The organism is Microbacterium sp. NPDC091382 (genome assembly GCF_044757025.1).
In the GTDB taxonomy this organism is placed as follows: Bacteria; Actinomycetota; Actinomycetes; order Actinomycetales; family Microbacteriaceae; genus Microbacterium.
On the sequence record NZ_JBIVUD010000002.1, the window covers coordinates 322,044 to 344,246 of the forward strand.

General features: G+C 69.0%; 20 protein-coding genes. 15 read left to right on the plus strand and 5 right to left on the minus strand.

Going from position 1 to position 22,203, the window contains the following annotated elements; translation table 11 throughout:
* The 4 genes from ACIQLK_RS09025 (at position 1) to ACIQLK_RS09040 (ending at position 4,015) form a co-directional block, all read left to right on the plus strand.
* A complete protein-coding gene (locus ACIQLK_RS09025; protein WP_400364330.1) occupies positions 1–363 on the plus strand; it encodes a YraN family protein in 363 nt (120 codons plus the stop codon).
* Entirely contained in the window at positions 360–1,886 is a 1,527-nt protein-coding gene (locus tag ACIQLK_RS09030; protein WP_400364332.1) for a YifB family Mg chelatase-like AAA ATPase, read from the plus strand. Before ACIQLK_RS09025 ends, ACIQLK_RS09030 begins: the two co-directional genes overlap by 4 nt.
* Positions 1,887–1,927: 41 nt before the next feature.
* A complete protein-coding gene (gene dprA / locus ACIQLK_RS09035) occupies positions 1,928–3,046 on the plus strand; it encodes a DNA-processing protein DprA (RefSeq protein WP_400364334.1) in 1,119 nt (372 codons plus the stop codon).
* A 69-nt stretch (positions 3,047–3,115) separates the two neighbouring features.
* Positions 3,116–4,015, plus strand: a complete 900-nt coding sequence (locus tag ACIQLK_RS09040; protein ID WP_400364336.1) for a tyrosine recombinase — start codon at positions 3,116–3,118, stop codon at positions 4,013–4,015.
* A 12-nt stretch (positions 4,016–4,027) separates the two neighbouring features.
* Here ACIQLK_RS09040 and ACIQLK_RS09045 read toward each other — a convergent pair whose 3' ends face one another.
* Positions 4,028–4,519 (minus strand): murein hydrolase activator EnvC family protein, encoded by a 492-nt coding sequence (locus ACIQLK_RS09045; RefSeq protein ID WP_400364338.1) that lies wholly within the window; start codon positions 4,517–4,519, stop codon positions 4,028–4,030.
* Positions 4,520–4,805: 286 nt separating this feature from the next.
* Between ACIQLK_RS09045 and rpsB the strand changes: the two genes are divergently transcribed.
* The 8 genes from rpsB to ACIQLK_RS09085 all read left to right on the plus strand — a co-directional run bounded on the left by rpsB (position 4,806) and on the right by ACIQLK_RS09085 (position 10,625).
* On the plus strand, positions 4,806–5,657 hold the full coding sequence (gene rpsB, locus ACIQLK_RS09050) for a 30S ribosomal protein S2 (protein WP_400364340.1): 852 nt from the start codon (positions 4,806–4,808) through the stop codon (positions 5,655–5,657).
* A gap of 78 nt (positions 5,658–5,735) precedes the next feature.
* Positions 5,736–6,563 (plus strand): translation elongation factor Ts, encoded by an 828-nt coding sequence (gene tsf / locus ACIQLK_RS09055; protein WP_400364342.1) that lies wholly within the window; start codon positions 5,736–5,738, stop codon positions 6,561–6,563.
* Positions 6,564–6,649: 86 nt separating this feature from the next.
* Positions 6,650–7,369: a UMP kinase gene (gene pyrH / locus ACIQLK_RS09060; RefSeq protein ID WP_400364344.1), complete on the plus strand. Its 720-nt coding sequence runs from the start codon at positions 6,650–6,652 to the stop codon at positions 7,367–7,369.
* A 56-nt stretch (positions 7,370–7,425) separates the two neighbouring features.
* Positions 7,426–7,980 carry a ribosome recycling factor gene (gene frr / locus ACIQLK_RS09065; protein ID WP_400364346.1) on the plus strand — a complete coding sequence of 185 codons (555 nt, stop codon included), beginning with the start codon at positions 7,426–7,428 and terminating at the stop codon, positions 7,978–7,980.
* Positions 7,981–7,987: 7 nt separating this feature from the next.
* Positions 7,988–9,019, plus strand: a complete 1,032-nt coding sequence (locus tag ACIQLK_RS09070; RefSeq protein WP_400364348.1) for a phosphatidate cytidylyltransferase — start codon at positions 7,988–7,990, stop codon at positions 9,017–9,019.
* Complete coding sequence (locus ACIQLK_RS09075) at positions 9,016–9,573, plus strand: DivIVA domain-containing protein (RefSeq protein WP_400364350.1); 558 nt, start codon at positions 9,016–9,018, stop codon at positions 9,571–9,573. The genes ACIQLK_RS09070 and ACIQLK_RS09075 overlap by 4 nt, the downstream gene beginning before the upstream one ends.
* Positions 9,574–9,616: 43 nt before the next feature.
* A complete protein-coding gene (locus ACIQLK_RS09080) occupies positions 9,617–10,339 on the plus strand; it encodes a phage tail tip lysozyme (protein ID WP_400364351.1) in 723 nt (240 codons plus the stop codon).
* A 4-nt stretch (positions 10,340–10,343) separates the two neighbouring features.
* Complete coding sequence (locus ACIQLK_RS09085) at positions 10,344–10,625, plus strand: hypothetical protein (protein WP_400364352.1); 282 nt, start codon at positions 10,344–10,346, stop codon at positions 10,623–10,625.
* Between the two features lie 2 nt (positions 10,626–10,627).
* Here ACIQLK_RS09085 and ACIQLK_RS09090 read toward each other — a convergent pair whose 3' ends face one another.
* Complete coding sequence (locus ACIQLK_RS09090) at positions 10,628–11,701, minus strand: AI-2E family transporter (RefSeq protein WP_400364354.1); 1,074 nt, start codon at positions 11,699–11,701, stop codon at positions 10,628–10,630.
* 156 nt (positions 11,702–11,857) lie between these two features.
* Between ACIQLK_RS09090 and ACIQLK_RS09095 the strand changes: the two genes are divergently transcribed.
* Positions 11,858–13,639, plus strand: a complete 1,782-nt coding sequence (locus tag ACIQLK_RS09095; RefSeq protein ID WP_400364355.1) for a glycosyl transferase — start codon at positions 11,858–11,860, stop codon at positions 13,637–13,639.
* Positions 13,632–14,570: a tetratricopeptide repeat protein gene (locus ACIQLK_RS09100; RefSeq protein ID WP_400364357.1), complete on the plus strand. Its 939-nt coding sequence runs from the start codon at positions 13,632–13,634 to the stop codon at positions 14,568–14,570. Before ACIQLK_RS09095 ends, ACIQLK_RS09100 begins: the two co-directional genes overlap by 8 nt.
* A 39-nt stretch (positions 14,571–14,609) precedes the next feature.
* Here ACIQLK_RS09100 and glgB read toward each other — a convergent pair whose 3' ends face one another.
* Genes glgB through glgX form a run of 3 tightly spaced genes read right to left on the minus strand, consistent with a single transcriptional unit; the run spans position 14,610 to position 20,961 of the window.
* On the minus strand, positions 14,610–16,745 hold the full coding sequence (gene glgB / locus ACIQLK_RS09105; RefSeq protein WP_400364359.1) for a 1,4-alpha-glucan branching protein GlgB: 2,136 nt from the start codon (positions 16,743–16,745) through the stop codon (positions 14,610–14,612).
* Complete coding sequence (locus tag ACIQLK_RS09110) at positions 16,742–18,817, minus strand: maltotransferase domain-containing protein (RefSeq protein WP_400364361.1); 2,076 nt, start codon at positions 18,815–18,817, stop codon at positions 16,742–16,744. The genes glgB and ACIQLK_RS09110 overlap by 4 nt, the downstream gene beginning before the upstream one ends.
* 44 nt (positions 18,818–18,861) lie before the next feature.
* Entirely contained in the window at positions 18,862–20,961 is a 2,100-nt protein-coding gene (glgX, locus tag ACIQLK_RS09115; RefSeq protein ID WP_400364363.1) for a glycogen debranching protein GlgX, read from the minus strand.
* Between the two features lie 54 nt (positions 20,962–21,015).
* Here glgX and ACIQLK_RS09120 point away from each other — a divergent pair, with 54 nt between their 5' ends.
* Positions 21,016–22,197: a cysteine desulfurase family protein gene (locus tag ACIQLK_RS09120; RefSeq protein WP_400364364.1), complete on the plus strand. Its 1,182-nt coding sequence runs from the start codon at positions 21,016–21,018 to the stop codon at positions 22,195–22,197.
* Positions 22,198–22,203: the final 6 nt, after the last annotated feature.

The window sequence follows — 22,203 nt, forward strand, 5'->3', positions numbered from 1 at the left end:
ATGGCAGCGAAAGACGACCTGGGCAGGGCAGGCGAGGACCGCGCAGAGCAGTACCTCCGTGCCCACGGATACCGCATCCTCGATCGGAACTGGCGGTGTCCGGGCGGCGAGCTCGACATCGTTGCGGAGCGGGGGCGCCAGCTCGTCGTCGTCGAGGTGAAGACCCGACGGGGCGAGTGGTTCGGTCACCCCTTCGCGGCCGTGAGTGCGCGCAAGCGGGACCGGCTGTGGCGCGTGGGTGCGGCATGGGTCGTGGCGCACCCGGAGGCGGCTCGCGGTCGTCGCCTGCGGCTCGATCTCATCGGCATCACCGGTCCCGATCCCGGCTCGGCCGTCGTCGAGCACCTGGAGGACCTGCGGTGAGCCTCGGTCGGACCTGGTCGGTCGTCCTCACGGGACTCGTCGGAGACATCGTCGAGGTGGAGGCGGATCTGTCGAATCAGATCCCTGGCTTTTCGATCATCGGTCTCGCCGACAAGGCTCTCGGTGAAGCGCAGCAACGCGTGCACAATGCCTGCGCGAACAGCGACCTCCCGCTGCCCCGTCGCCACGTCACCGTCAACCTGTCGCCCGCGAACCTCCCGAAACGGGGGTCGGCGCTGGACGTCGCCGTTGCCATCGCGGCCGTCGCGACGGAAGCGCCGCTCGACCGTCAGTCGCTCTCGGAGACCGTCCACCTGGGGGAGTTGGGGCTTGACGGGCGATTGCGTCCCGTGTCGGGTGTCCTGCCCGCTGTGCTGGCGGCTGCGCGCGCGGGCTTCCGGCGTGTCATCGTCCCGCACGGGAATCTGGCTGAGGCGGAACTCGTCGACGGCATCGACGTCCGCGGCGCGGTCAGTCTGCGCGACGTCGCCCGGGCGCACGGGCTGGATGTCCCGGACGTCGAGGTCGAAGCGGTGGCGGCCCCCGAGACTGAGGGCGCAGACGAGCGGGCGGAACCGGATCTCGCCGATGTCATCGGGCAGCGCGATGCCGTGGAAGCCCTTGTCGTCGCGGCGGCAGGTGGGCATCATCTGCTGATGAGCGGCCCGCCGGGGGCCGGGAAGACGATGCTCGCGAAGCGGCTGCCCGGCTTGCTTCCGGACCTCGATGACGACACGGCCCTTCAGGTCGCCTCGATCCGCTCTCTCGCGGGGCTTCCGGTCACGACGTTGCAGCGACGACCGCCGTTCGAAGCGCCGCACCACACGGCGTCCGCCGTCGCACTGGTGGGGGGCGGCAGTCGGACCCTGCAGCCGGGGTCGATCGCACGCGCGAGCGGCGGGGTCTTGTTCCTCGATGAGGCCGGCGAGTTCAGCGGTCATGCGCTCGACGCGCTGCGCCAACCGCTGGAGTCGGGTCGGATAGAGATCCACCGTGTCGGCTTCCGCGCCGTGCTCCCCGCCCGGTTCCAGCTCGTGATCGCGACCAATCCCTGCCCGTGCGGCAACTACGGAATACCCGGTGGGGCGTGTGTGTGTCCGTCGCTCGCCATCCGTCGGTATCTCGGCCGCCTGTCGGGTCCTCTCATCGACCGCATCGACATCGAGCTCGGTCTCCAGCGGGTCTCCGCGACGCAGACGGTCGACACCGGAATGACGAGCGTCGAAGCGCGGAGCCGTGTGATCGGCGCCCGGCGACGGGCCGAGGAACGACTGGCCGGCACCCCGTGGCGCACGAACAGCGAGGTCGACGGCGCCTGGCTCCGGTCCGGTCCGCTCCGACCCACTCCCTCGATCACGCGACCGCTCGACGAGGCGCTGCACCGGGGATCGCTCACGCTGCGGGGCTACGACCGGGTGCTCCGGCTGGCGTGGACGCTCGCCGATCTGGCGGGCAGGGATCGCCTCGACTCCGCCGACATCGGCGGGGCCCTGTACCTCAAGCGGGGTGCATCGGCATCGTGAACCACCGATCGACGACCCAGAGGCGGCGCCTCACGGGACTCGTGACCGACGCAGTGCTGGACGATGAGGATGCCGTCGCGGTCCACCACGCTCACGCCGTCTGGTCCTGTCTCACCGAACCCGGCGACGGCGTGGCCGGGACGCTGATCGGCGAGATGGGCCCGGTCGACGCGCTCCGCGCGGCTTTCGAGGGAGGTGGGCCGACGAGCCCCTCCCTCGACGCTGGGCGGCGCCGGTGGCGCGCACGTCTGGAGAGCATCGATGACGCTTTCGACCGGGCTCGGCGGGTCGGGGCGAGGCTGCTCGTTCCGGGGAGCCTCAGCTGGCCGACAGCTCTGGACGATCTGGGCGTCCATGCCCCCCGAGCGCTCTGGGCGCGGGGAGGTCCCGAGCCTCTGGGCGTCGAGGCCTCGCTTGCGCTGGTGGGAGCGCGTGCGGCGACAGGGTACGGCGAGCACGTCACGATGGAACTCGCGAGTCGACTCGCCCAACGCGGTGTGTCGATCGTGTCCGGCGGCGCGTACGGGATCGACGGAATGGCCCACCGGGCGTGTCTTTCGGCCGGCGGCGTTACGGTGGCGGTGTTGGCCGGCGGCGTCGACCGCGCCTATCCCGCCGGTCACGCCGACCTGCTCGCTCGCATTGCAGCGGGGCCGGGCGTCGTGGTCGCTGAGGTGCCGTGCGGTACACCGCCGACCAAGTGGCGATTCCTGCAGCGGAACCGTCTCATCGCTGCGCTGAGCCGAGCAACCGTGGTCGTGGAAGCGGGCTGGCGGAGCGGATCCTTGAACACCGCCGGACACGCAGCTGCGTTGGGACGTCCCCTCGGCGCCGTGCCGGGGCCTGTAACCAGCGCGGCGTCAGCAGGGTGCCACCGACTCCTCCGCGAATACGATGCGCGGTGCATCACCTCACCCGACGACGCATGCGAACTCCTCGGAGCGGATGCCGCCGCGCCGGAGGCGTCCTCAGGCCGGACGGATGACCGGACCCGCGTGCTCGACGCGCTGAGCGCGCGCAGCCCGCGCGCTGCCGACGACGTCGCTCGTCGGGCCGGCTTCGACCCCGACGAGGTCCGAGGTCTGCTCGCCCTCCTCGAGCTCGAGGGCCGCGCGCGGCGGGGTCCCGGCGGGTGGCGACGCGCGTCCCCCGCCCAGTGAGGTGGGGCTCGTCCAGCCCGCTCGGCACGCCTGTCGGCGCCTGCGCCGTCGGCGCGGCATGCTTGCTCTGTGCGCGTGTCATCGGCGGTCCTGCTCTACATCGAGCACGTCGAACGAGTGCGCCGCCTCTCCGACGCGACGGTGCGGGCATACCGCTCCGACCTCGCGGACTTGACGGCCTTCCTTGGCGATCCCGAGCTCGCCGACGTGGACGTCGAGCATCTTCGCCAGTGGCTCTGGGAGGCGACCCAGCGGGGGATTGCGCGAACGAGCCTCGCCCGGCGGACGGCGTCCGTCCGCGGCTTCTTCGGGTGGTCGGTCGGCGAGAGCCTGCGTTCCGACGATCCCAGCCTCCGTCTCGTCACACCCAAGCGGGGTCGCACGCTCCCCGCAGTGGCGTCCTCGCCGTCGCTTGCGGCGGTGCTGGATGGCGCACGGTCCGCGGCCGATCAGAGCGGAGACCCGATCGCGCTCCGCGACGCCGCGCTCCTCGAAGTCCTCTACGGTGCGGCGCTTCGTGTGTCGGAGGCCTGCGGGCTGGACGTCACCTCCCTCGACCGGACGGCGGCGACGGTGCGTGTCGTGGGCAAAGGCGGGAAAGAACGCGTCGTCCCCTACGGCTCGCCGGCGCAGCGCGCGCTGGAGGCGTGGCTGGTCCGCGGGCGGCCGCCCCTCCTGGCCGCTCCCGGGGAGCAGGCGCTCTTCGTGGGTGCCCGAGGCGGCCGTCTGGGGGTGCGGGCGGCGTACGACGTCGTGCGAAGGGTGATCGGACCCGTCGTCGGAGCGGATGCCGTGGGTCCCCACGCGCTGCGCCACTCAGCCGCCACACACCTGCTCGACGGAGGTGCGGATCTCCGCGCTGTCCAGGAGCTCCTGGGGCACGCGAGCTTGGGGACGACTCAGATCTACACGCACGTCTCGACGGAGCGGCTCGCCGCCGCTTACCGCCAGGCGCATCCGCGGGCCTGAGCGCAGCGACGCTCAGCAGCACGGCAGGAGCACCGCGCGGGGAACTCGCCCGAGCAGCAGCAGCGGGTTGACGTAGCGTCCCTCGCGGCGGACTCCGACGTGCACAGCGCCGGGTGGTGCATGGCCGCCCGCGGCGATCGTGCCGATGCGATCCCCGGCGGCGATGACCTCACCGACCGTGACGCTGGGCAAGACCGGCTCGACGCTCGTCACCCACCCGCCGCCGTGGTCGATCGTCACCACCCCGCGGTCGACGACGGTTCCCGCGAAGGCGACCACACCGTCCGCGGGGGACAGGACGGGACCGTCGACGGGACCGATGTCGATCCCGCGGTGCCCTGCTGCGTAGTCGTGCGCCGGCGCGTCGAAGGGCACGAGGATGCTCGCGCCGGGGACGGGCAGCGACCACTCTGGGCTGCCGTCGTCGGCCGTTGCGGAACCCGACACGGTCATGACGGCCATGAGGGCGGTGACGGCGATGGAAAAAGGACGGAACCGCGGCATCCGTCGAGCATTCCGGCCCGATGTCGTTCCCGGAGCGATCCGCCGCGACAGGGGGAGGGATGCCGGGGCACGCGCGCGGGGGAGAAGGCTTCGTTCTTGCTATGCTGGTGGGGCACCTCGCTCGTCGGGGTGACTACGCGTGCCCAGAGCGGCTCGATCCGATTTCGTGATCGACATCGCGGCATCCCACCCAACGGTCTCCTCCGGGAGCGGGTGCGTGCCGGGCACCAGGCTCGCCGCGACCATCGGTCCGGCGCGATCAACCACACAGAACAGGAGAACGGCCATGGCCGTCGTCACCATTCGCCAGCTGCTCGACAGCGGCGTCCACTTCGGACACCAGACCCGCCGGTGGAACCCGAAGGTCAAGCGCTTCATCCTCACGGAGCGCAGCGGCATCCACATCATCGACCTGCAGCAGTCGCTCGGATACATCGACAAGGCGTACGAGTACGTCCGCGAGACCGTCGCCCACGGTGGCACGGTTCTGTTCGTCGGTACCAAGAAGCAGGCGCAGGAGATCATCGCCGAGCAGGCGACGCGCGTCGGCCAGCCCTTCGTCAACCAGCGCTGGCTGGGCGGCCTCCTCACCAACTTCTCGACGGTCTCCAAGCGCCTGGCTCGCATGAAGGAGCTCGAGGAGCTCGACTTCGAGAACCCGTCGGAGAGCGGCTTCACCAAGAAGGAGCTCCTCCTCAAGAAGCGCGAGCTCGACAAGCTCCACAAGTCGCTCGGTGGTATCCGCAACCTGCAGAAGACCCCGTCGGCCATCTGGGTCGTCGACGCGAAGCGCGAGCACCTCGCCATCGACGAGGCCAAGAAGCTCGGCATCCCCGTCATCGGCATCCTCGACACGAACGCCGACCCCGACGAGTTCCAGTTCCCGATCCCGGGCAACGACGACGCGATCCGTTCGGTCAGCCTGCTGACGCGCATCATCGCCGACGCCGCGGCCGAGGGCCTCATCCAGCGCCACAACCCGACCGACGAGTCGGCTGAGGCAGAGCCCCTCGCCGACTGGGAGCGCGAGCTCCTCGAGTCCGCTCCCGCCGAGCAGGCCGAGGCGCCCGCCGCCGAGGAGCCCGCCGCAGCCGAGGCTCCGGCCGAGGATGCAGCCGAGGCGAAGACCGCCGAGTGATCTTCCCGTCGGCGCCCCGCGACCCGCGGGGCGCCGACGTCCGGATACAACCACCCACACACTGAGGAGCCGCCACCCATGGCAAACTTCACCATCGCCGACATCAAGGCGCTGCGCGAGCAGCTCGGCACGGGAATGGTCGACACGAAGAAGGCGCTCGAGGAAGCCGAGGGCGACCTCGAGAAGGCCGTCGAGATCCTCCGCCTCAAGGGCGCGAAGGGCAACGCGAAGCGTGCGGACCGCTCCACGAGCGAGGGCCTGGTCGCCGCGCGCGAGCAGGACGGCAAGGTCACGCTCATCGAGCTGAACACCGAGACCGACTTCGTCGCGAAGAACGAGCGTTTCATCGCCCTGTCCGAGAAGGTCCTCGACGCCGCTGCCGCAGTCGGCGCCGACTCCGCCGAGGCTGCCCTCGCGGCAGACGCCGGTGGCAAGACGGTCGCCGACCTGATCTCGGACGAGGCCGCCATCATCGGCGAGAAGGTCGAGCTGCGCCGCGTTCGCACGCTCAGCGGCGACGCATTCCAGGTCTACCTGCACAAGACCAGCAAGGACCTGCCCCCGCAGGTCGGCGTCGTCGTCGCCTACTCGGGTGACGATGCGGAGACCGCCCGCTCGATCGCGCAGCACATCTCGTTCGCGAACCCGTCGTACCTGTCCCGCGACGAGGTGCCCGAGTCCGACGTCGAGAAGGAGCGCGAGATCGTCACCGAGATCTCCCGGAACGAGGGCAAGCCCGAGGCCGCCCTTCCGAAGATCGTCGAGGGCCGCGTGAACGCGTTCTTCAAGCAGGTCGCTCTGCTCGACCAGGACTACGCGAAGGACAACAAGCTGTCCGTCGCCAAGGTCGCGGCCGACGCCGGGATCACGATCACCGGCTTCGCCCGCTTCAAGGTCGGCGCGTAAGCAGATGGCCGAGGGGTTCGCATCGAAAGATGCGAACCCCTTTTCCATGCCGTTCGATAGTCTCCCCTAGACGAGAGGATCACCGCGTGATCGATGAGAACACCGGACGCCGTCGCGTCCTTCTGAAACTGTCCGGCGAAGCGTTCGGGGCGGGCCAGCTCGGCGTCAATCCCGATGTGGTCAGTGCGATCGCACGCGAGATCGCGGCCGCGGTCGACCGGGTCGAGGTGGCCGTCGTCGTCGGCGGCGGGAACTTCTTCCGGGGAGCGGAGCTGAGCCAGCGAGGCATGGATCGCGGTCGCGCGGACTACATGGGCATGCTCGGTACGGTCATGAACGCGCTCGCCCTGCAGGACTTCCTCGAGCAGGCCGGTGCCGCCACGCGCGTGCAGTCGGCGATCTCAATGACCCAGGTCGCCGAGCCGTACATCCCCCGTCGTGCCGAGCGGCACCTCGAGAAGGGCCGCGTCGTCATCTTCGGCGCCGGTGCGGGTCTCCCGTACTTCTCGACGGATACGGTCGCGGCGCAGCGCGCGCTCGAGATCGGAGCGGTCGAGGTCCTCGTCGCCAAGAACGGCGTGGACGGCGTCTACACCGCTGATCCGAAGACGGATGCCTCGGCTCAGAAGCTCGATGCCATCACGTACCGCGACGCGTTGCAGCGAGGGCTCAAAGTCGTCGATTCGACCGCTTTCAGCCTCTGTATGGACAACCGCATGGACATGCGCGTGTTCGGCATGGAGCCGGCGGGCAACGTGACCCGTGCGCTCCTCGGCGAATCGATCGGCACGCTCGTCAGCGTCTGAGGTCGACCCCGGCCGCCGACTAGACTCAACAGGACGTACCGACGAATGGAGAGACCGTGATCGCCGAGACCCTGGCCGACACGAAGACCCGCATGGACCGCGCCGTCGAGGCCGCGAAAGAGGACTTCTCGACCGTCCGCACAGGACGTGCGAACCCGCAGCTGTTCCAGAATGTCATGGTCGAGTACTACGGCACCCCGACGCCGCTCGCTCAGTTGGCATCGCTGAACGCCCTCGAGGCGCGCACGCTCGTCATCACGCCGTACGACAAGTCGGCCCTGAAGAGCATCGAGCACGCCATCCGGGACATGCCGAACCTCGGCGCGAACCCGTCCAACGACGGCAACGTCATCCGCGTGACGATGCCGGAGCTGACCGCCGACCGCCGCAAGGAGTACGTGAAGCTCGTCAAGAGCAAGGCGGAGGATGCGAAGGTCCAGGTGCGCGGCATCCGGCGCAAGTCGAAGGACGAGCTCGACGCGCTCAAGGGTGAAGTGAGCGACGACGATCTCGCCCGGGCCGAAAAGGAGCTCGACGCGGTGACCAAGACGCACGTCGACCTGATCGACGAGGCGTTGAAGCGCAAAGAGGCAGAGCTCCTCGAGGTCTGATCACGCCATGTCCGGAGACGCATCGGGGGACGCGACCGGATCGGATCCGTCCTCGCGTCGATCCGATCTGCGTCGTGCAGGGGGGCCGGCGGGTGATCCGTCGTCGTTCCACGCGCACGTCAAAGCAGCGCGCTCGGAGTTCGAGAGCCAGTTCGAGCGGGCACGCGTCGAGTTCGAAGAGGCGAATGAGCGTCTGAATGCGCGGTCCGGCCGCAATCTGATCATGGCGATCCTGATCGGTCTCGCGATCGGTGCGGTCGTTCTGGGATCTCTGCTGTTCTGGAAGTGGGCGTTCATCGCGTTCGCCGTCCCGCTGTGTCTGATGGGCGCATTCGAGTTCTCGCGTGCCCTGCAGGCAGCGGGTCGCCGCATCGATCTCGCCGCTCAGTTCGCGGCCGGTGCAGCCATGCTCGGGGCCGCTTTCGTCGGGTACCTCACGCACTGGTTCGTGATCTTCGCCGCGGTCGTCCTCGTCATCGTCTGGCGCCTCGTGGCCCAGATGGCCGCGGGGGATGGGCGTCGGTACGGTGACGTGGTCGCCGACGTCCTCGCCGGCGGGCTCGTCCAGCTGTACGTCGTCTTCCACGGCAGCCTCGCACTCGTTCTGCTGCGGCAGGACCACGGCGAGCTCTGGCTCCTGACCGTCCTGATCATCGCGGTCTCGGTGGACACGGGCGCGTACGCGAGCGGTGTGGCGATCGGGCGGCATCCGATGGCCCCTCGCATCAGCCCGAACAAGACGTGGGAAGGATTCGCGGGCGCAGTCGTCGCGAGCCTCATCGCCGGTGGGCTGCTCGGAATGCTGATGCTGCAGATCCCGCTGTGGGCGGGCCTCCTGCTCGGTCTCGCGGTTCTCGTGTCGGCGACGGTGGGAGACCTCGGCGAGTCGCTCATCAAGCGTGACCTCGGTATCAAGGACATGAGCTCGTTCCTGCCCGGTCACGGAGGTGTGCTCGACCGGCTCGACTCGATCCTGCCCTCTCTCGTTCCCGGCCTCGCCCTGTACATCCTTCTGAACCCCCTGAGCGGATTGTCATGACCGACCTGGCTCCCCCCGCAGCATTCCCGACGACCTCCGGCCGCCGAAAGGGCTACCAGCCCGCGGCTGTGGACGAGTTCCTCTCGAACGCGCGCTCCGCGTTCGAGGACGAGGACGCTACGCTCACCTCGGATGACATCCGCGCCGCGGCGTTCCCCCTGGTGCGGCACGGGTACGCCGTCGATGCCGTCGACGGCGCGCTGGCCCGCATCGAGGACGCGTTCGCGCAACGGGAGCGGGCCGCCGCCATGTCCAGGCGCGGTGCGCGTGCCTGGGTGGGGGCTTCCCGTGCGCTCGCGCAGGAGATCCTCGACCGGCTCGCTCGTCCCGCACGACGCCGGTTCCGCCGGGTGTCGCCCTTGCGCTTCGGGTATCGCGTCGACGAGGTGGACCTCGTCGCCGGTCGGATCGCACGCTATCTCGAAGCGGGGGAGGGCCTCACGATCGAGCAGGTGCGCACGGTGGCGTTCCGGATGCAGCTCGGCGGGTACGACGAGGCTCAGGTGGACGCGGTGCTCGACGCCGTCGTGGACGTGATGCAGTCCGTCGGATGACCACGTGGCGACCCGTCCCGCGCCCGGATATGATCGGGGAACTGTGACTTCCGGCAACGAGATCCTCCAGCGGCGCTCCGACGTCCAGACTCGTGGCGTGCAGCGCACCCGGCACCAACCTGCTTCGCACTGGTCTCGCAAGCGCAGTGTTCTCGCCGTCTTCTCGGTGACGGCCACGGCGGGTTTCGTGGCGGCATCCCTGGTCCCGCTCGTCTCCTTCCCGAACGAGGCGCAGGCGACCGAGCTCGACCCCATGTCGCTCTATGCGACAGCGGTCCACGACGCTCAGCGGTACCAGGCCGGCGACGCTCCAGCGGTCGAGTTGGACCGCGCCAGCGATTACACGGTCTACGTGAAGCCGACCCCGACTCCGACCCCCACACCGACACCTCCGCCGGCCGCGAAGAAGAAGTCCTCCTCCGGATCCTCATCGGGGTGGAGTCCGCCGTTCGTCACTCCGAATCCCGGTAGTGCGCAGGCAATCGCCTACGACATGGTGACCGCTCGCGGGTGGGGCGACTCCGAGTTCGCCTGCCTCGTCGCCCTGTGGAAGAAGGAGTCGGGCTGGCGCGTGAACGCGTACAACGCCTCCAGCGGTGCCTACGGAATAGCGCAGGCGACTCCCGGGCGGAAGATGGCATCGGTCGGCTCTGACTGGGAGACGAACCCCGCCACGCAGATCACCTGGGGCCTCGGATACATCCAGGGCAGGTACGGGACACCGTGCGGGGCGTGGGGGAAGTCGCAGCGCTCGGGCTGGTACTGAGCCGATGCCCAGATCCAATCGTCGTAGGCCTTCGGGGCCCGATGCGTCGTTCGATCGACTGCTCGCCGGGTGGAAGCGCACCGAACAGCGTCGTGGCGTGGAGTGGACCGTCCAACCCGTCTCCGCCGTCCAAGCGCAGAAGGATTACGTCTGCCCCGGTTGCGGGCGTGCGGTGCCCGCGGGGACGGCCCACGTCGTCGTGTGGCGTGCGGACGGGGTGCTCGGTGACGCTGCGGACCTCGCGGCGCGCCGGCACTGGCACACGGCGTGCTGGCGGATCGCCTGAGGTCAGAGCTCGTTCTGCCGGGGGATCAGTACCTGGCGATAGATGATGAGCACGCTCGCCGCCACCGGGATGGCGATCAGCGCACCCAGCAGGCCCAGAAGGGATCCGCCCGCGAGTGCGGCGATGACGACGACCGCACCCGGTACCGACACGGCTCGGCTCATGATGCGAGGCGAGAGGAAGTAGGCCTCCACCTGCATGTACACGAGGTACCAGATGAGGGCGACGAGCGCAGTCAGCGGAGAGGCGAGACCGAGGCAGGCGATGACGATGATCGCTGAACCGGTCAGGGTGCCCACGAGCGGGATCAAAGAGAAGAAGAACGCGATCACTGCCAGGACCGCCGGGAACGGGGCCTTGATGATGGAGAGGAAGACGGCGCTCAGAATGCCGTTGATCGCTCCGAGGACGACCTGTCCCATGACGTAGTAGCCGACGGAGGCCGTGATCTGCTCGGACAGATCGACGAACCGCTCCCGCTTGGATGCCGGGGCGAGCTGATACACCGACCGTTTCAAGGATCGCATCGATGCCGTGAAATAGATGGTCAGGATCAGGACGATGATCGTGCCCGTCGCGAAGGCGACGATGCCGGCGCCGAAGGACAGCAGGCCCGTTCCGAGCGAGGTGCCGATGTCGGCGAAGTCGAGTCCGTTCCACCAGTCGTTCACGTACCCGAGGACCATGTCGACCTGGAGGAGCGGGAACGTGTGGGAGAGCCAGTCGCTCGCGACCGTGACCGGGTTCCACTGGCCCTCGACGGCGCTCTGGACGAGCTTCTGCGTCTGCTGGACCAGCTTGGCGATCTGGTCGACGAGCACGGGCACCACGATGAGCACCAGAGCCGTGGCGATCGCCAGGAGTGCGGCGAAGGTCGCCACCAGCGCCCCCCACCTCGGCAGTCCCCGGCGCTCGAAGAACGAGACCACGGGATCGAGCCCGAGCGCGAGGAACAGGGCGGTGCCGATGTAGAGCAGTACTGTCGACAGTGTCTCCACGCCGGTCAGGATGAGGATGCCGACGCCCACCCCGAGCGTGGCGACGAGCGCCGTACGGAACGCATGCTGGATCTTCATGACTGCCCCTTCCAGGCCTGCACTCACACTAGTTCGCCGCGGGGCTCGTCTTCGGCAGCGACTCCCTCCCACGCGTTTGCCAGCGCCGTTCGCTAGGCTGGAATGTCGAAGATCAGCCGGTCACCCGTGACGCCGGCTAAAGGAGGGCGGCGGTTCGTGAGATTCGTGTGGGCGATCATCGCCTTCGTACTTGCCACGCTGATGATCGGAGCCGGTGTGGCTCAGCGCACGATCCTCGAGGCGCCGACGACGGAGACGGCCGAGATCACCACCGACGGTTCGGCGCCGTATGTGCTCATCGACGGCTCCGTCCTCGACAGCCACCCAGGGTCTCAGACTCTCCGCATCCAGGGCGACGGACAGGTCTTCGCGGCGTACGCGCGGACACAGGACGTCTCCGCGTGGCTCGCGCCGACGACGTACGAGCACATCACCCTCAACGGCGAGGGCGAGCCGGTGTCGAAGACGGTGGATGCATCGGTGACCCCGGAAGGGGATTCGCCGACGGCGTCGCCGGCGGGATCCGACCTGTGGCTCGACGAGTTCCAGCAGGAGGGCTCGCTCGCGACCACGCTGCGGCTGCCCGCCGACATGAGTGTCCTCGTCGCCTCCGACGGCAGTTCTCCTGCACCGGGCACGATGAGCGTCAGCTGGCCGACCGGCGCGACGACGCCGTGGGCAGGGCCGCTGCTCGCGGGCGGGATCCTGGTGGCGCTCATCGGGCTGGCCCTCTACATCCTGGCGCTTCGACACGTCCGCCGTTCGCGCGGACCACGACGTAAGGGTCTGCCTGTGACAGCAACGCAGCCGATCGATCTCTCGGCGGGGGACGAGGCCAAGGGCGTCATCGCCGCAAGCCCCGCGCGCCGACGGCTGACGGCGGGCAGGCGCCCGCTGATCGCCGTGTCGACAGTTCTGGCCGGCGGCCTGGCGTTCACGGGCTGCTCCCCGGAGGCTTGGCCCGATCTGCAGCCCGAGAGCACCCCCACGCCCTCAGCGTCGGTGATCGTTCCGGAGGGGCAGGGCGCCCCGGCTGTCACGCAGACCCAGGCGGAACGCATCCTGGGCCGCATCTCGGAGCAGGTCGCGGCCGCCGACGAGTCGAACGATGCAAAGGCGGCTGCGGTGCGGCTGACGGGTCCGGCGCTCGTCGAACGTGAGACCAACTACCGTCTCCGGAAGGAGCTGCCGAAGGCGGAGCCGCTGCCGGCGATCCCGTCCGGCGACATGACGGCCTTCCTGCCCCAGGCCAAGGACGACTGGCCGCGGATGTTCCTCGCCGTCGTCGAGGACGCCGACGGCGCGGGCACGATGATGACGGCGACGCAGGAGAACCCCTGGGCGGAGTACAAAGTCGCCTACGTCTCCAGTCTGCGCGCCGACGCCAGCATGAACCTGGCCGCGAAGTACGTCGGGGCTGTCGCGGTGGAGCCGAACTCGCCGTTCCTGCTCATGCCGCCGAAGGATCTGGCTGCCGCGTACGCCGACCTTCTGGACAAGGGCGCGAAGAGCGAGTTCGCCGGGATGTTCGACGAGAAGACAGATACCTTCCGAACCCTCGTCGCGAAGAACCGCGCGACGCTGCTGAAGAACTTCAACGAGACCGGCGAGAAGACCGGACGCGTCTCGTTCAAGGCCGAGCCTGGACCGTCCGATCCGCTGTCGCTGGTCACCCTCGACAGCGGAGCGATCGTCGCCGTCACCGTGACGGAGAACGAGACGATCGTCCCGACCGACAAGGACGCGGTCATCAAGCTCGGTGACAACGTCGTGGTGAAGGCGCTGTCCGGTGTCTCGCAATCGAGCACCGGGTTCCGCACCCAGTACACCGATCAGCTGTACTTCTTCGTCCCAGCGCAGGGCTCCAACGAGAAGATCCAGCTGCTCGCGTCCCGTTCCAACGTCCTCGACGCCAAGGTGGTCAAGAAGAGTGAGTAACCCCGCCCCCGGTGCCGTCATGCGCGGTGCCGTAGACCTCTCGTCCCTTCGCAACCGGCCGGCGGCTCAGTCCGCCGCACCGGCGCCGTCGACCGGCGGCGAGGCTCCGGCATCCCGACTCGTCTTCGACGTCACGGACGCGGACTTCGGCCAGGTCCTGGAGCTCTCGCGAACCGTTCCGGTCGTGGTCGACCTGTGGGCCGAGTGGTGCGGACCCTGCACGCAGCTGAGCCCCGTCCTCGAGAAGGTCGTCACAGAGCTCGGTGGACGGCTGGTCCTCGCCAAGGTCGATGTCGATGCCAACCCCCAGCTGGCGCAGAGCTTCCGCGCGCAGTCGATTCCGCTGGTGGTCGGGCTCGTCGCCGGGCAGCCCGTGCAGCTGTTCACCGGCGCGGTACCCGAGGCGCAGGTCCGCGAGGTGTTCACGCAGCTCCTGCAGCTCGCCGCTCAGCACGGTGTCACCGGATCCGTTCCTGCGGGGGAGACTCCGACGGACGGCGAATCGCCGGCACCAGCGCTTCCGCCGCTCCACCAGGCCGCCTTCGATGCGATAGAAGCGGGTGACTACCCGGTGGCGGCCGCGGCGTACGAGCAGGCTCTTTCAGAGAACCCGCGCGACGAGGACGCGAAGGCGGGTCTGGCTCAGGTCCACCTGCTCTCCCGTGTGCAGCGCCTCGATCTCGGCGAGGCCCGCGCCGCTGCCGCGGGGGCACCGCGCGACGTCGCCGCCCAGTTCGACGTCGCCGATCTCGACCTTGCTGGGGGACATGTCGACGACGCGTTCGGCCGGCTGCTCGACCTCTTCGCGGAGCTGCCGGACGACGAGCGCGCGCCGGTCCGCGAGCGCCTGCTCGAACTGTTCGGAGTGGTCGGCGACGCCGACCCCCGCGTCATCCGCGCACGCGGACGCCTCGCCAGCCTGCTGTTCTGACACCGATCGGGGCCCGGGAGTTCCGGACCCCGATCAATGTCAGCCGTCGTGGCGGAGCCAGAGGACTCCGAGCGGGGGCAACGTCACCTGTGCCGTGCCGTCGGCATCCGTCGTGACACCGCCGAAGTTGCCGACGCCCGAGCCGCCGAACTCCTGGGCGTCGGAGTTGAGGATCTCGGTCCACGCTCCGGTTCCAGGGAGGGTGAGACGCACGTCGTGACGCGGTGAACCGGCGAAGTTGCACAGGATGACGACGGTTCCGCCATCGCTGTCGCGTCGCGCGAACCCGAGCACATTGCTGTCGGGGGAGTGCGGCCACACCCGGCTGAATGCCGATCCGTCGCTGTCTCGCGCCCACAGGGGCGACTCGGCGCGGTACGTGTGGTTGAGGGCCGAGACGAAGTGCTGCAGCTGCTGATGTGCCGGCTGATCCAGCATCCACCAGTCCAGGCCACGGCCCTCCGACCACTCGGACATCTGACCGAACTCCTGGCCCATGAACAGCAGCTGCTTGCCCGGGTGGCCCCACATGTAGGCGAGGAAGGCCCGCATGTTGGCGAGCTGCTGCCAGTGGTCGCCCGGCATCCGGGTGAACAGCGACCCCTTGCCGTGCACGACCTCGTCGTGGCTGATGGGGAGCACGAAGTTCTCGCTGAACGCGTAGACGAACGAGAACGAGAGCTCGCCCTCATGGTGCGACCGGTACAGCGGGTCGCGGCCGATGTACACGAGCGAGTCGTTCATCCAGCCCATGTTCCACTTGAACCCGAAGCCGAGACCGCCCTGGCTGGTCGGAGCCGTCACACCGGGAAAGCTCGTCGACTCCTCCGCGATCATCGCGATGCCCGGGTAGCGCTTGTAGGCGGTCGCGTTGACCTCCTGCAGGAAGCGGATCGCCTCGAGGTTCTCGCGGCCGCCGTGGATGTTCGGCTCCCACTGGCCCTCCTCGCGCGAGTAGTCCAGGTAGAGCATCGAGGCGACGGCGTCGACCCGGAGTCCGTCCACGTGGAACTCTTCGAACCAGTAGAGCGCGTTCGCGACGAGGAAGTTCCGGACCTCGTTGCGACCGTAGTCGAAGATGTACGTCCCCCAATCCCGATGCTCGCCACGACGCGGATCCGGGTGCTCGTAGAGAGGAGCACCGTCGAAGCGCGCGAGCGCGAAGGCATCCTTCGGGAAGTGACCCGGTACCCAGTCCATGATCACGCCGATGCCCGCCTGGTGGAGGCGGTCGATGAGGTAACGCAGCTCGTCGGGGGTCCCGAACCTGCTCGTCGGCGCGTAATAGCCGGTGACCTGGTAGCCCCACGACCCGCCGAAGGGGTGCTCGGCGAGGGGCAGGAACTCGATGTGGGTGAAGCCCTGTCCGCCGATGTAGTCGACGAGTTCGTCGGCGGCCTCACGATAGCCGAGTCCCGGACGCCACGAGCCGAGGTGGAGTTCGTAGGTCGACATGGGCCGGTCGTGCACCGACCCGCTCGCGCGGTCGGCGAGCCATTCGTCGTCGGACCAGGTGTACTCGCTCTCGGTGACGACGGATGCCGTCGCGGGAGGTACTTCTGCGCGCCGCGCCATCGGGTCGGCCTTCATGACCCAGTGCCCGTCGGCCGTGAGGATCTCGAACTTGTATGCGGATCCCACGCCGATGCCGGGGACGAACAGCTCCCAGACGCCGGTGGAGCCCAGGGAACGCATGGCGTGCTGCGTACCGTCCCACCCGTTGAGGTCCCCGGCGACGCGGACGGCACGGGCGTTGGGCGCCCAGACCGCGAAGGAGACTCCCGAGAGCGCGTCGTAGTGGCGCAGGTGCGCTCCGAGCACCTTCCACAGCTGTTCGTGGCGACCTTCGCGGATCAGGTGGAGGTCCACCTCGCCGATCGTCGGCAGATGACGGTAGGGATCGTCCACGCGGTAGTCCGGTGCGCCCTCGTACGTGGCGACGATGTCGTATGCGGTGGGCTGGATCGTCGCCCCACCTTCCCAGATCCCCGCGCGGATGTGATGCAGCTCCACGCGGGCGCCGTCGGACAGGACGGCGGTCACCGTCTGAGCGAAGGGGCGGCGAGCGCGGATGACCCACTCGTCGCCCTCGTGGTGCGGGCCGAGCACGTCATGCGGGGCGTGGTAGGCGCCGGCACCGACGGCGTCCAGGATCGAGTCGTCGGGACGGGTCATGAGCGTGCCTTCACGTGGAGGATGTGGACGGGTTCGGCGAACGCGTCGAGGCGGACGTAATTGTGTTCGTTCCAGGTCCATCGGGCGCCCGTCACGAGGTCTTCGACGTCGTAATCGTGTCCGCGGGGAAGGCCCCACAGCTCCGAGTCGACGTGCACCGTCGTCTCGCGGGTCGAGTGCGGGTCGACGTTCGCGACGACGATGATCGTGTCGGCTTCGCCACCCGCGGAGAGGGAGGCCGGCAGGTGCTTGACGTAGGCGACGATGGCGTCGTCGTCGGTCCCCTGCAGGTGCAGGCCGCGCAGCTGCCGCAGGGCGGGGTGCGCGCGGCGGATCTCGTTGAGTCTCCGCAGGTACGGCGCGAGCGAATCGCCGGAGGCCTCGGCCGCGTCCCAAGCCCGGAACTTGTACTCGTACTTCTCGTTGTCGATGTTCTCCTCCGAGCCGGGACGTGCCACGTTCTCGTAGAGCTCGTAGCCGGCATAGACGCCGTAGCTCGCGCCGGCGGTCGCAGCGAGCGCCGCGCGGATGCGGTACGCCGGCCGGCCTCCGAACTGGAGGTATTCGGTGAGGATGTCCGGCGTGTTCACGAACAGGTTGGGTCGCATGAAGTCGGCCGTCTCATCGGAGATCGATGCGAAGAACTCCTCGATCTCGGCCTTCGTGTTGCGCCAGGTGAAGTACGAGTAGCTCTGCTGGAATCCGCTCTGAGCGAGGGCGCGCATCGGCATCGGGCGCGTGAACGCCTCGGCGAGGAAGACGACGTCGGGGTGCTCGGCGTTCACCGTGCGGATCAGCCACTCCCAGAACTGCAGCGGCTTGGTGTGCGGGTTGTCGACGCGGAAGATCCTCACCCCCTGCCGGATCCAATGCTCGACGATGCGAAGGACCTCGCCGCGGATACCCTCCGGATCGTTGTCGAAGTTCACCGGGTAGATGTCCTGGTACTTCTTGGGCGGGTTCTCCGCGAAGGCGATCGACCCGTCGGGGAGGGTGGTGAACCACTCCGGGTGTTCGGTGACCCAGGGGTGATCCGGAGCCGCCTGCAGAGCGAGATCCAGCGCGATCTCGAGTCCCTGCGCAGCCGCGGAATCGACGAACGCACGGAAGTCCTCGAGCGTGCCCAGGTCCGGGTGCACGGTGTCGTGGCCGCCGGCGGAGGAGCCGATGGCCCACGGGGAGCCGGGGTCGCCGGGCCCGGCGTCGAGCGTGTTGTTGGGGCCCTTGCGGTTGACCTCGCCGATCGGGTGGATCGGCGGAAGGTAGACGACGTCGAATCCCATCGCGGCGACGGCGGGCAGTCGTTTCGCGGCCGTCCGGAAGGTTCCACTGCGCACGGTGCCGTCCGGCATCCGCTCCGCTCCCTCTGATCGCGGGAAGAATTCGTACCAGGCGCCGACCCCGGCGCGCTCGCGCTCGACGAGGAGCGTGTTCTCCTCGTGCACCGTGTGGAGCGAGACCGCGGGGCGATCCGCGAAGGCGCGTGCGAGACCTTCATCGGCAACGACGGTGAGCGCGGTTGCGTCGTCGACACCTTCGTCCCGCAGAGCACGAGCGGCTGCAGTCAGCGCAGCCCGTTCGTCAACGGGACGTGTCTTCTCCGCGGCGGCGCGGTCGAACAGGCGGGCACCCATCTCGCGCATGAGGATAGGGTCGACACCCGCGGCGATCTTCACCTCCGCCGCGTGACGCCACGTGGCGTAGTCGTCGCCGAAGGTCTCGAATCGGAACTTCCAGAGGCCCTGCTCCAGCAGAGCCACGGTGACCTGCCACGTGTCGAAGCCGTCGTCGAGCGGCTCGAGGCGGTGGAGGGTCGATGAACCCGACGGCGACGTGAGCCGAAGGTGCACGCCGATCCGGTCGTGACCTTCTCGGAAGGCCGCGACGGTGAACGGAACGGCTTCTCCGACGAACGCGGACGGCGCGAAGCGGCCCCCAGGGACGCTCGGCCGATGAGAGGCGATCGGTATACGGCCGTTGCGGATGCCGGCATCCTTCCGGGTCGCCTTCGCGGGGCGAAGCGGGATCTCTGCGGAGCTGCGGACGGAAGCGGGGGAGATCTGTGAGGCCACGCTCCGAACCTACCGCCGCGGAAGAGACCCGGAAACGGCCTGGATCACTCGGCGCGGAACAGGTACATTGACGTGCCCTCGGCCTCGAAGGTCTCTCCGGGTTCACGCACGGGCGCGTCCGCGCACGGCCGCTCGTCGACGCTCGACCAGAGTGGGACGAAGTGCGACACGCCGTCGAGCACGGGAAGCGTCACCTTTATCCCCGCCTCGCGCCCGTGGACGACGAGGAGCGTCCGATTCGGCGCCTCATGCTCGGGCGTCGATCGCGCGACGTACTGGAGCGTGCGGTGGGACGGATCCGTCCACTGCTCGACCGACATCGTGTGCCCGGTCTCGTCGTACCAGTCGATGACGGACGCGCCGGGCACCGCCATCTCGGCGTGCGCGAAACGGATCGGCCGGAGGGCGGGGTTCTCCCGGCGCAGACGGGTGAGGAGCGCGACGTGAGCCCGCAGATCCTCCTGCCACGGCTCGAGCGACCAGTCGTACCACGTGAGCGGGGAGTCGTGACAGTACGCGTTGTTGTTGCCGAGCTGCGACCGGGCGATCTCGTCGCCGGCCGTGATCATGGGAACCCCGGCGGACAGGAGCAGCGTGCCCACGAGGTTCCGCATGGCGCGTCTGCGTGTCGCGAGAACGCATTCGTCGTCGGTCGGGCCCTCGAAACCGTGATTGAAGGACCGATTCGTGTCTGCGCCGTCGCGGCCGTGCTCCCCGTTCGCGCCGTTGCGCTTGACGTCGTACGAGACCAGATCGTGGAGCGTGAATCCATCGTGCGCGGTGACGAAGTTGACGCCGGCGAGCGGGCCGCGATCCGCGCTGAACGTGTTGGCGGAGCCCGCCAGCCGGGTGGCGAAGCCGCCGATGCCGACGGGGGTGACCTCCGCCCGCCGGGCGTAGTCGATGTCGCTCAGCCAGAAGTTCCGGACGCGATCACGATAGCGATCGTTCCACTCGCTCCAGCCTTCGCCGAACGCTCCCGTCTGCCAGCCGCCGAGACCGACGTCCCACGGCTCGGCGATGAGCTTCGTACCGTCGAGGGCGGGATCGCCGGCGATCGCGCGCAGCAGCGGGTGGGCGGGGGTGAAGGTGTGCGAGGCATCCCGGCCGAGCGTCGGCGCGAGGTCGAAACGGAACCCGTCGATCTGCACCTCGTTCGCCCAGTAGCGGAGGGAATCGAGGACCAGTCGTGCCGCGGCGTCCGTCGACGTGTTCATCGAGTTCCCGCATCCGGTGACATCGACGTAGGTGCCGTCATCGGTCTGCCGGTAGTAAGAGCTGTTGTCGAGGCCGCGGAAGCTCGAACGCGGCTCGCCGAGTCCCTGCTCCGCCGTGTGGTTGTAGACCACGTCGAGGATCACCTCGATGCCCGCCTCGTGGAGCAGCTTCACCATGCCCTTGACCTCGCGCAGGACGGCGCCGGCGCCCTCCGCCTGCGCGGCGGCGGTCGCGTACGGGGAATGCGGCGCGAAGAAGCCCACGGAGTTGTACCCCCAGTAGTTCGTGAGGCCGAGCTGCAGCAGCCGCGGCTCGCTCGCGAACGCGTGGATCGGGAGAAGCTCGATGGCCGTGACCCCGAGGCTCCGATAGTGCTCGATCATGACGGGATGAGCCAGCCCGGCGTAGGTGCCGTGGAGGGCCGCGGGGACATCCGGATGACGTTTCGTGAGGCCTTTGACGTGCGCTTCGTAGATCACGGTCCGGTCCGTGGGGGTGCGAGGCTTCGCCACGCCACCCCAGTCGAAGCCCTCGTCCACGACAACCGAGCGCCACGAGTGGATGCCGGGGCTCGCGAGACCGCGCGCGTAGGGGTCGATGAGCAGCGTCGCCGGGTTGAACGTCATGCCGGGCCCGTGCGGACCGTCGACGCGCACGCTGTACGACGCACCCGCACGGAGCTCGGGTGTCGTCACTTCCCATACGCCGCCGCCCACCGGCGCCAGCGGGAGGGCGTCGACGATCCAGTCCGGATCGTCGTCGTCGAAGACGACCACCTCGACGGCTGTCGCGTTCCGCGACCAGACCCGCAGCGTGCCGACGCCGTCGTGCACACGCACGCCGAGGTCGTCGAAGGCATCCGAGAGCAACCCTGCGATGGGGGACCCGGATGCCGTCGTCGTCGGGTCGGCCGAGGCGGAGATCATGCGTTCTACAGTAGTGAGCAGGCGAATGCCGACTGCGGCGGGCGGAGGATGAAGATGGTCTATCTCGACCACGCGGCCTCCACTCCGCTCCGGCCGGAGGCGCGCGACGCCTGGCTCGCGGTCACGGAGCTGACGGGCAACGCGTCGTCGGTACACGGTGCCGGCCAGGCGCTGCGTCGCGTTCTGGAGGATGCACGAGAACGTGTGGCCGTCGTCCTCGACTGCGACGCCATCGAAGTCGTCTTCACATCGGGCGGGACGGAGTCCGTCAACCTGGGTGTCAAGGGCCTGTGGTGGGCGCGCCATCCGGACCGTTCGGCGATCGTCCTCCCCGACGGCGAGCATCACGCCACCCTCGACACGGTGGAGTGGCTCGCGAACGTGCAGGGGGCGAACGTGCGTCCGGTGCGCCTGTCGCCGGATGGCGCGATCGATGTCGACGCTTTCCGCGACGCACTCACCGGTGCCGCGTTGGCGACCGCGCTCGTCGCCAACAACGAGGTCGGCTCGGTCTCGGACGTGGCCGCGCTGGCCGCCGCGTCTGCGGACGCCGGGGTGCCCCTTCACCTGGACGCAGTCGGTTCCGTGGCACATGTCCCGCTCGCCTTCTCCGTCCTCCGCGGAAGACGGAAAGACCCCGACGGGCTCGTTGCGCTGAGCGTCGCCGGTCACAAGGTCGGGGCACCGGTCGGAACGGGCGCGCTCGTCGTCTCTCGATACGCGCGGATGGGCGCCGTCCTCCACGGCGGGGGACAGCAGCGCGGGCTGCGCTCCGGGACGCCGGATGCCGCCGGCGCGGCCGCCCTCGCCGTCGCCCTCGAACTCACGGCGTCCGAGCGCGAGGCGGAATCCCGCCGGCTCCGCGCGCTGGCGGACCGGCTGAGCGCCGGCATCCGAGCCCTGGTCCCGCAGGCCACGCTCCTGGGGTCAGCGGATCGACGGCTACCGGGACACGTGCACGTCCTCTTCCCGGACGCGCTTGGGGAGACCCTGCTGTTCCTCCTCGATCACGCCGGTGTCGAGGTCTCGACCGGGTCCGCCTGCCAGGCGGGCATCGCCGAACCCAGCCATGTCGTGCTGGCGCTCGGCTACGGCGATCGCGAGGCGCGGTCGGTGCTCCGGATCACGCTCGGACGCTCGAGCACCGAGGCGGACGTCGAGGCTTTCCTCGCGGCGCTCCCGGAAGCGCACCGGCGAGCAGCGGCATCCAGCGCCCGCTCGGCATCGCACTCGTAGACTGGA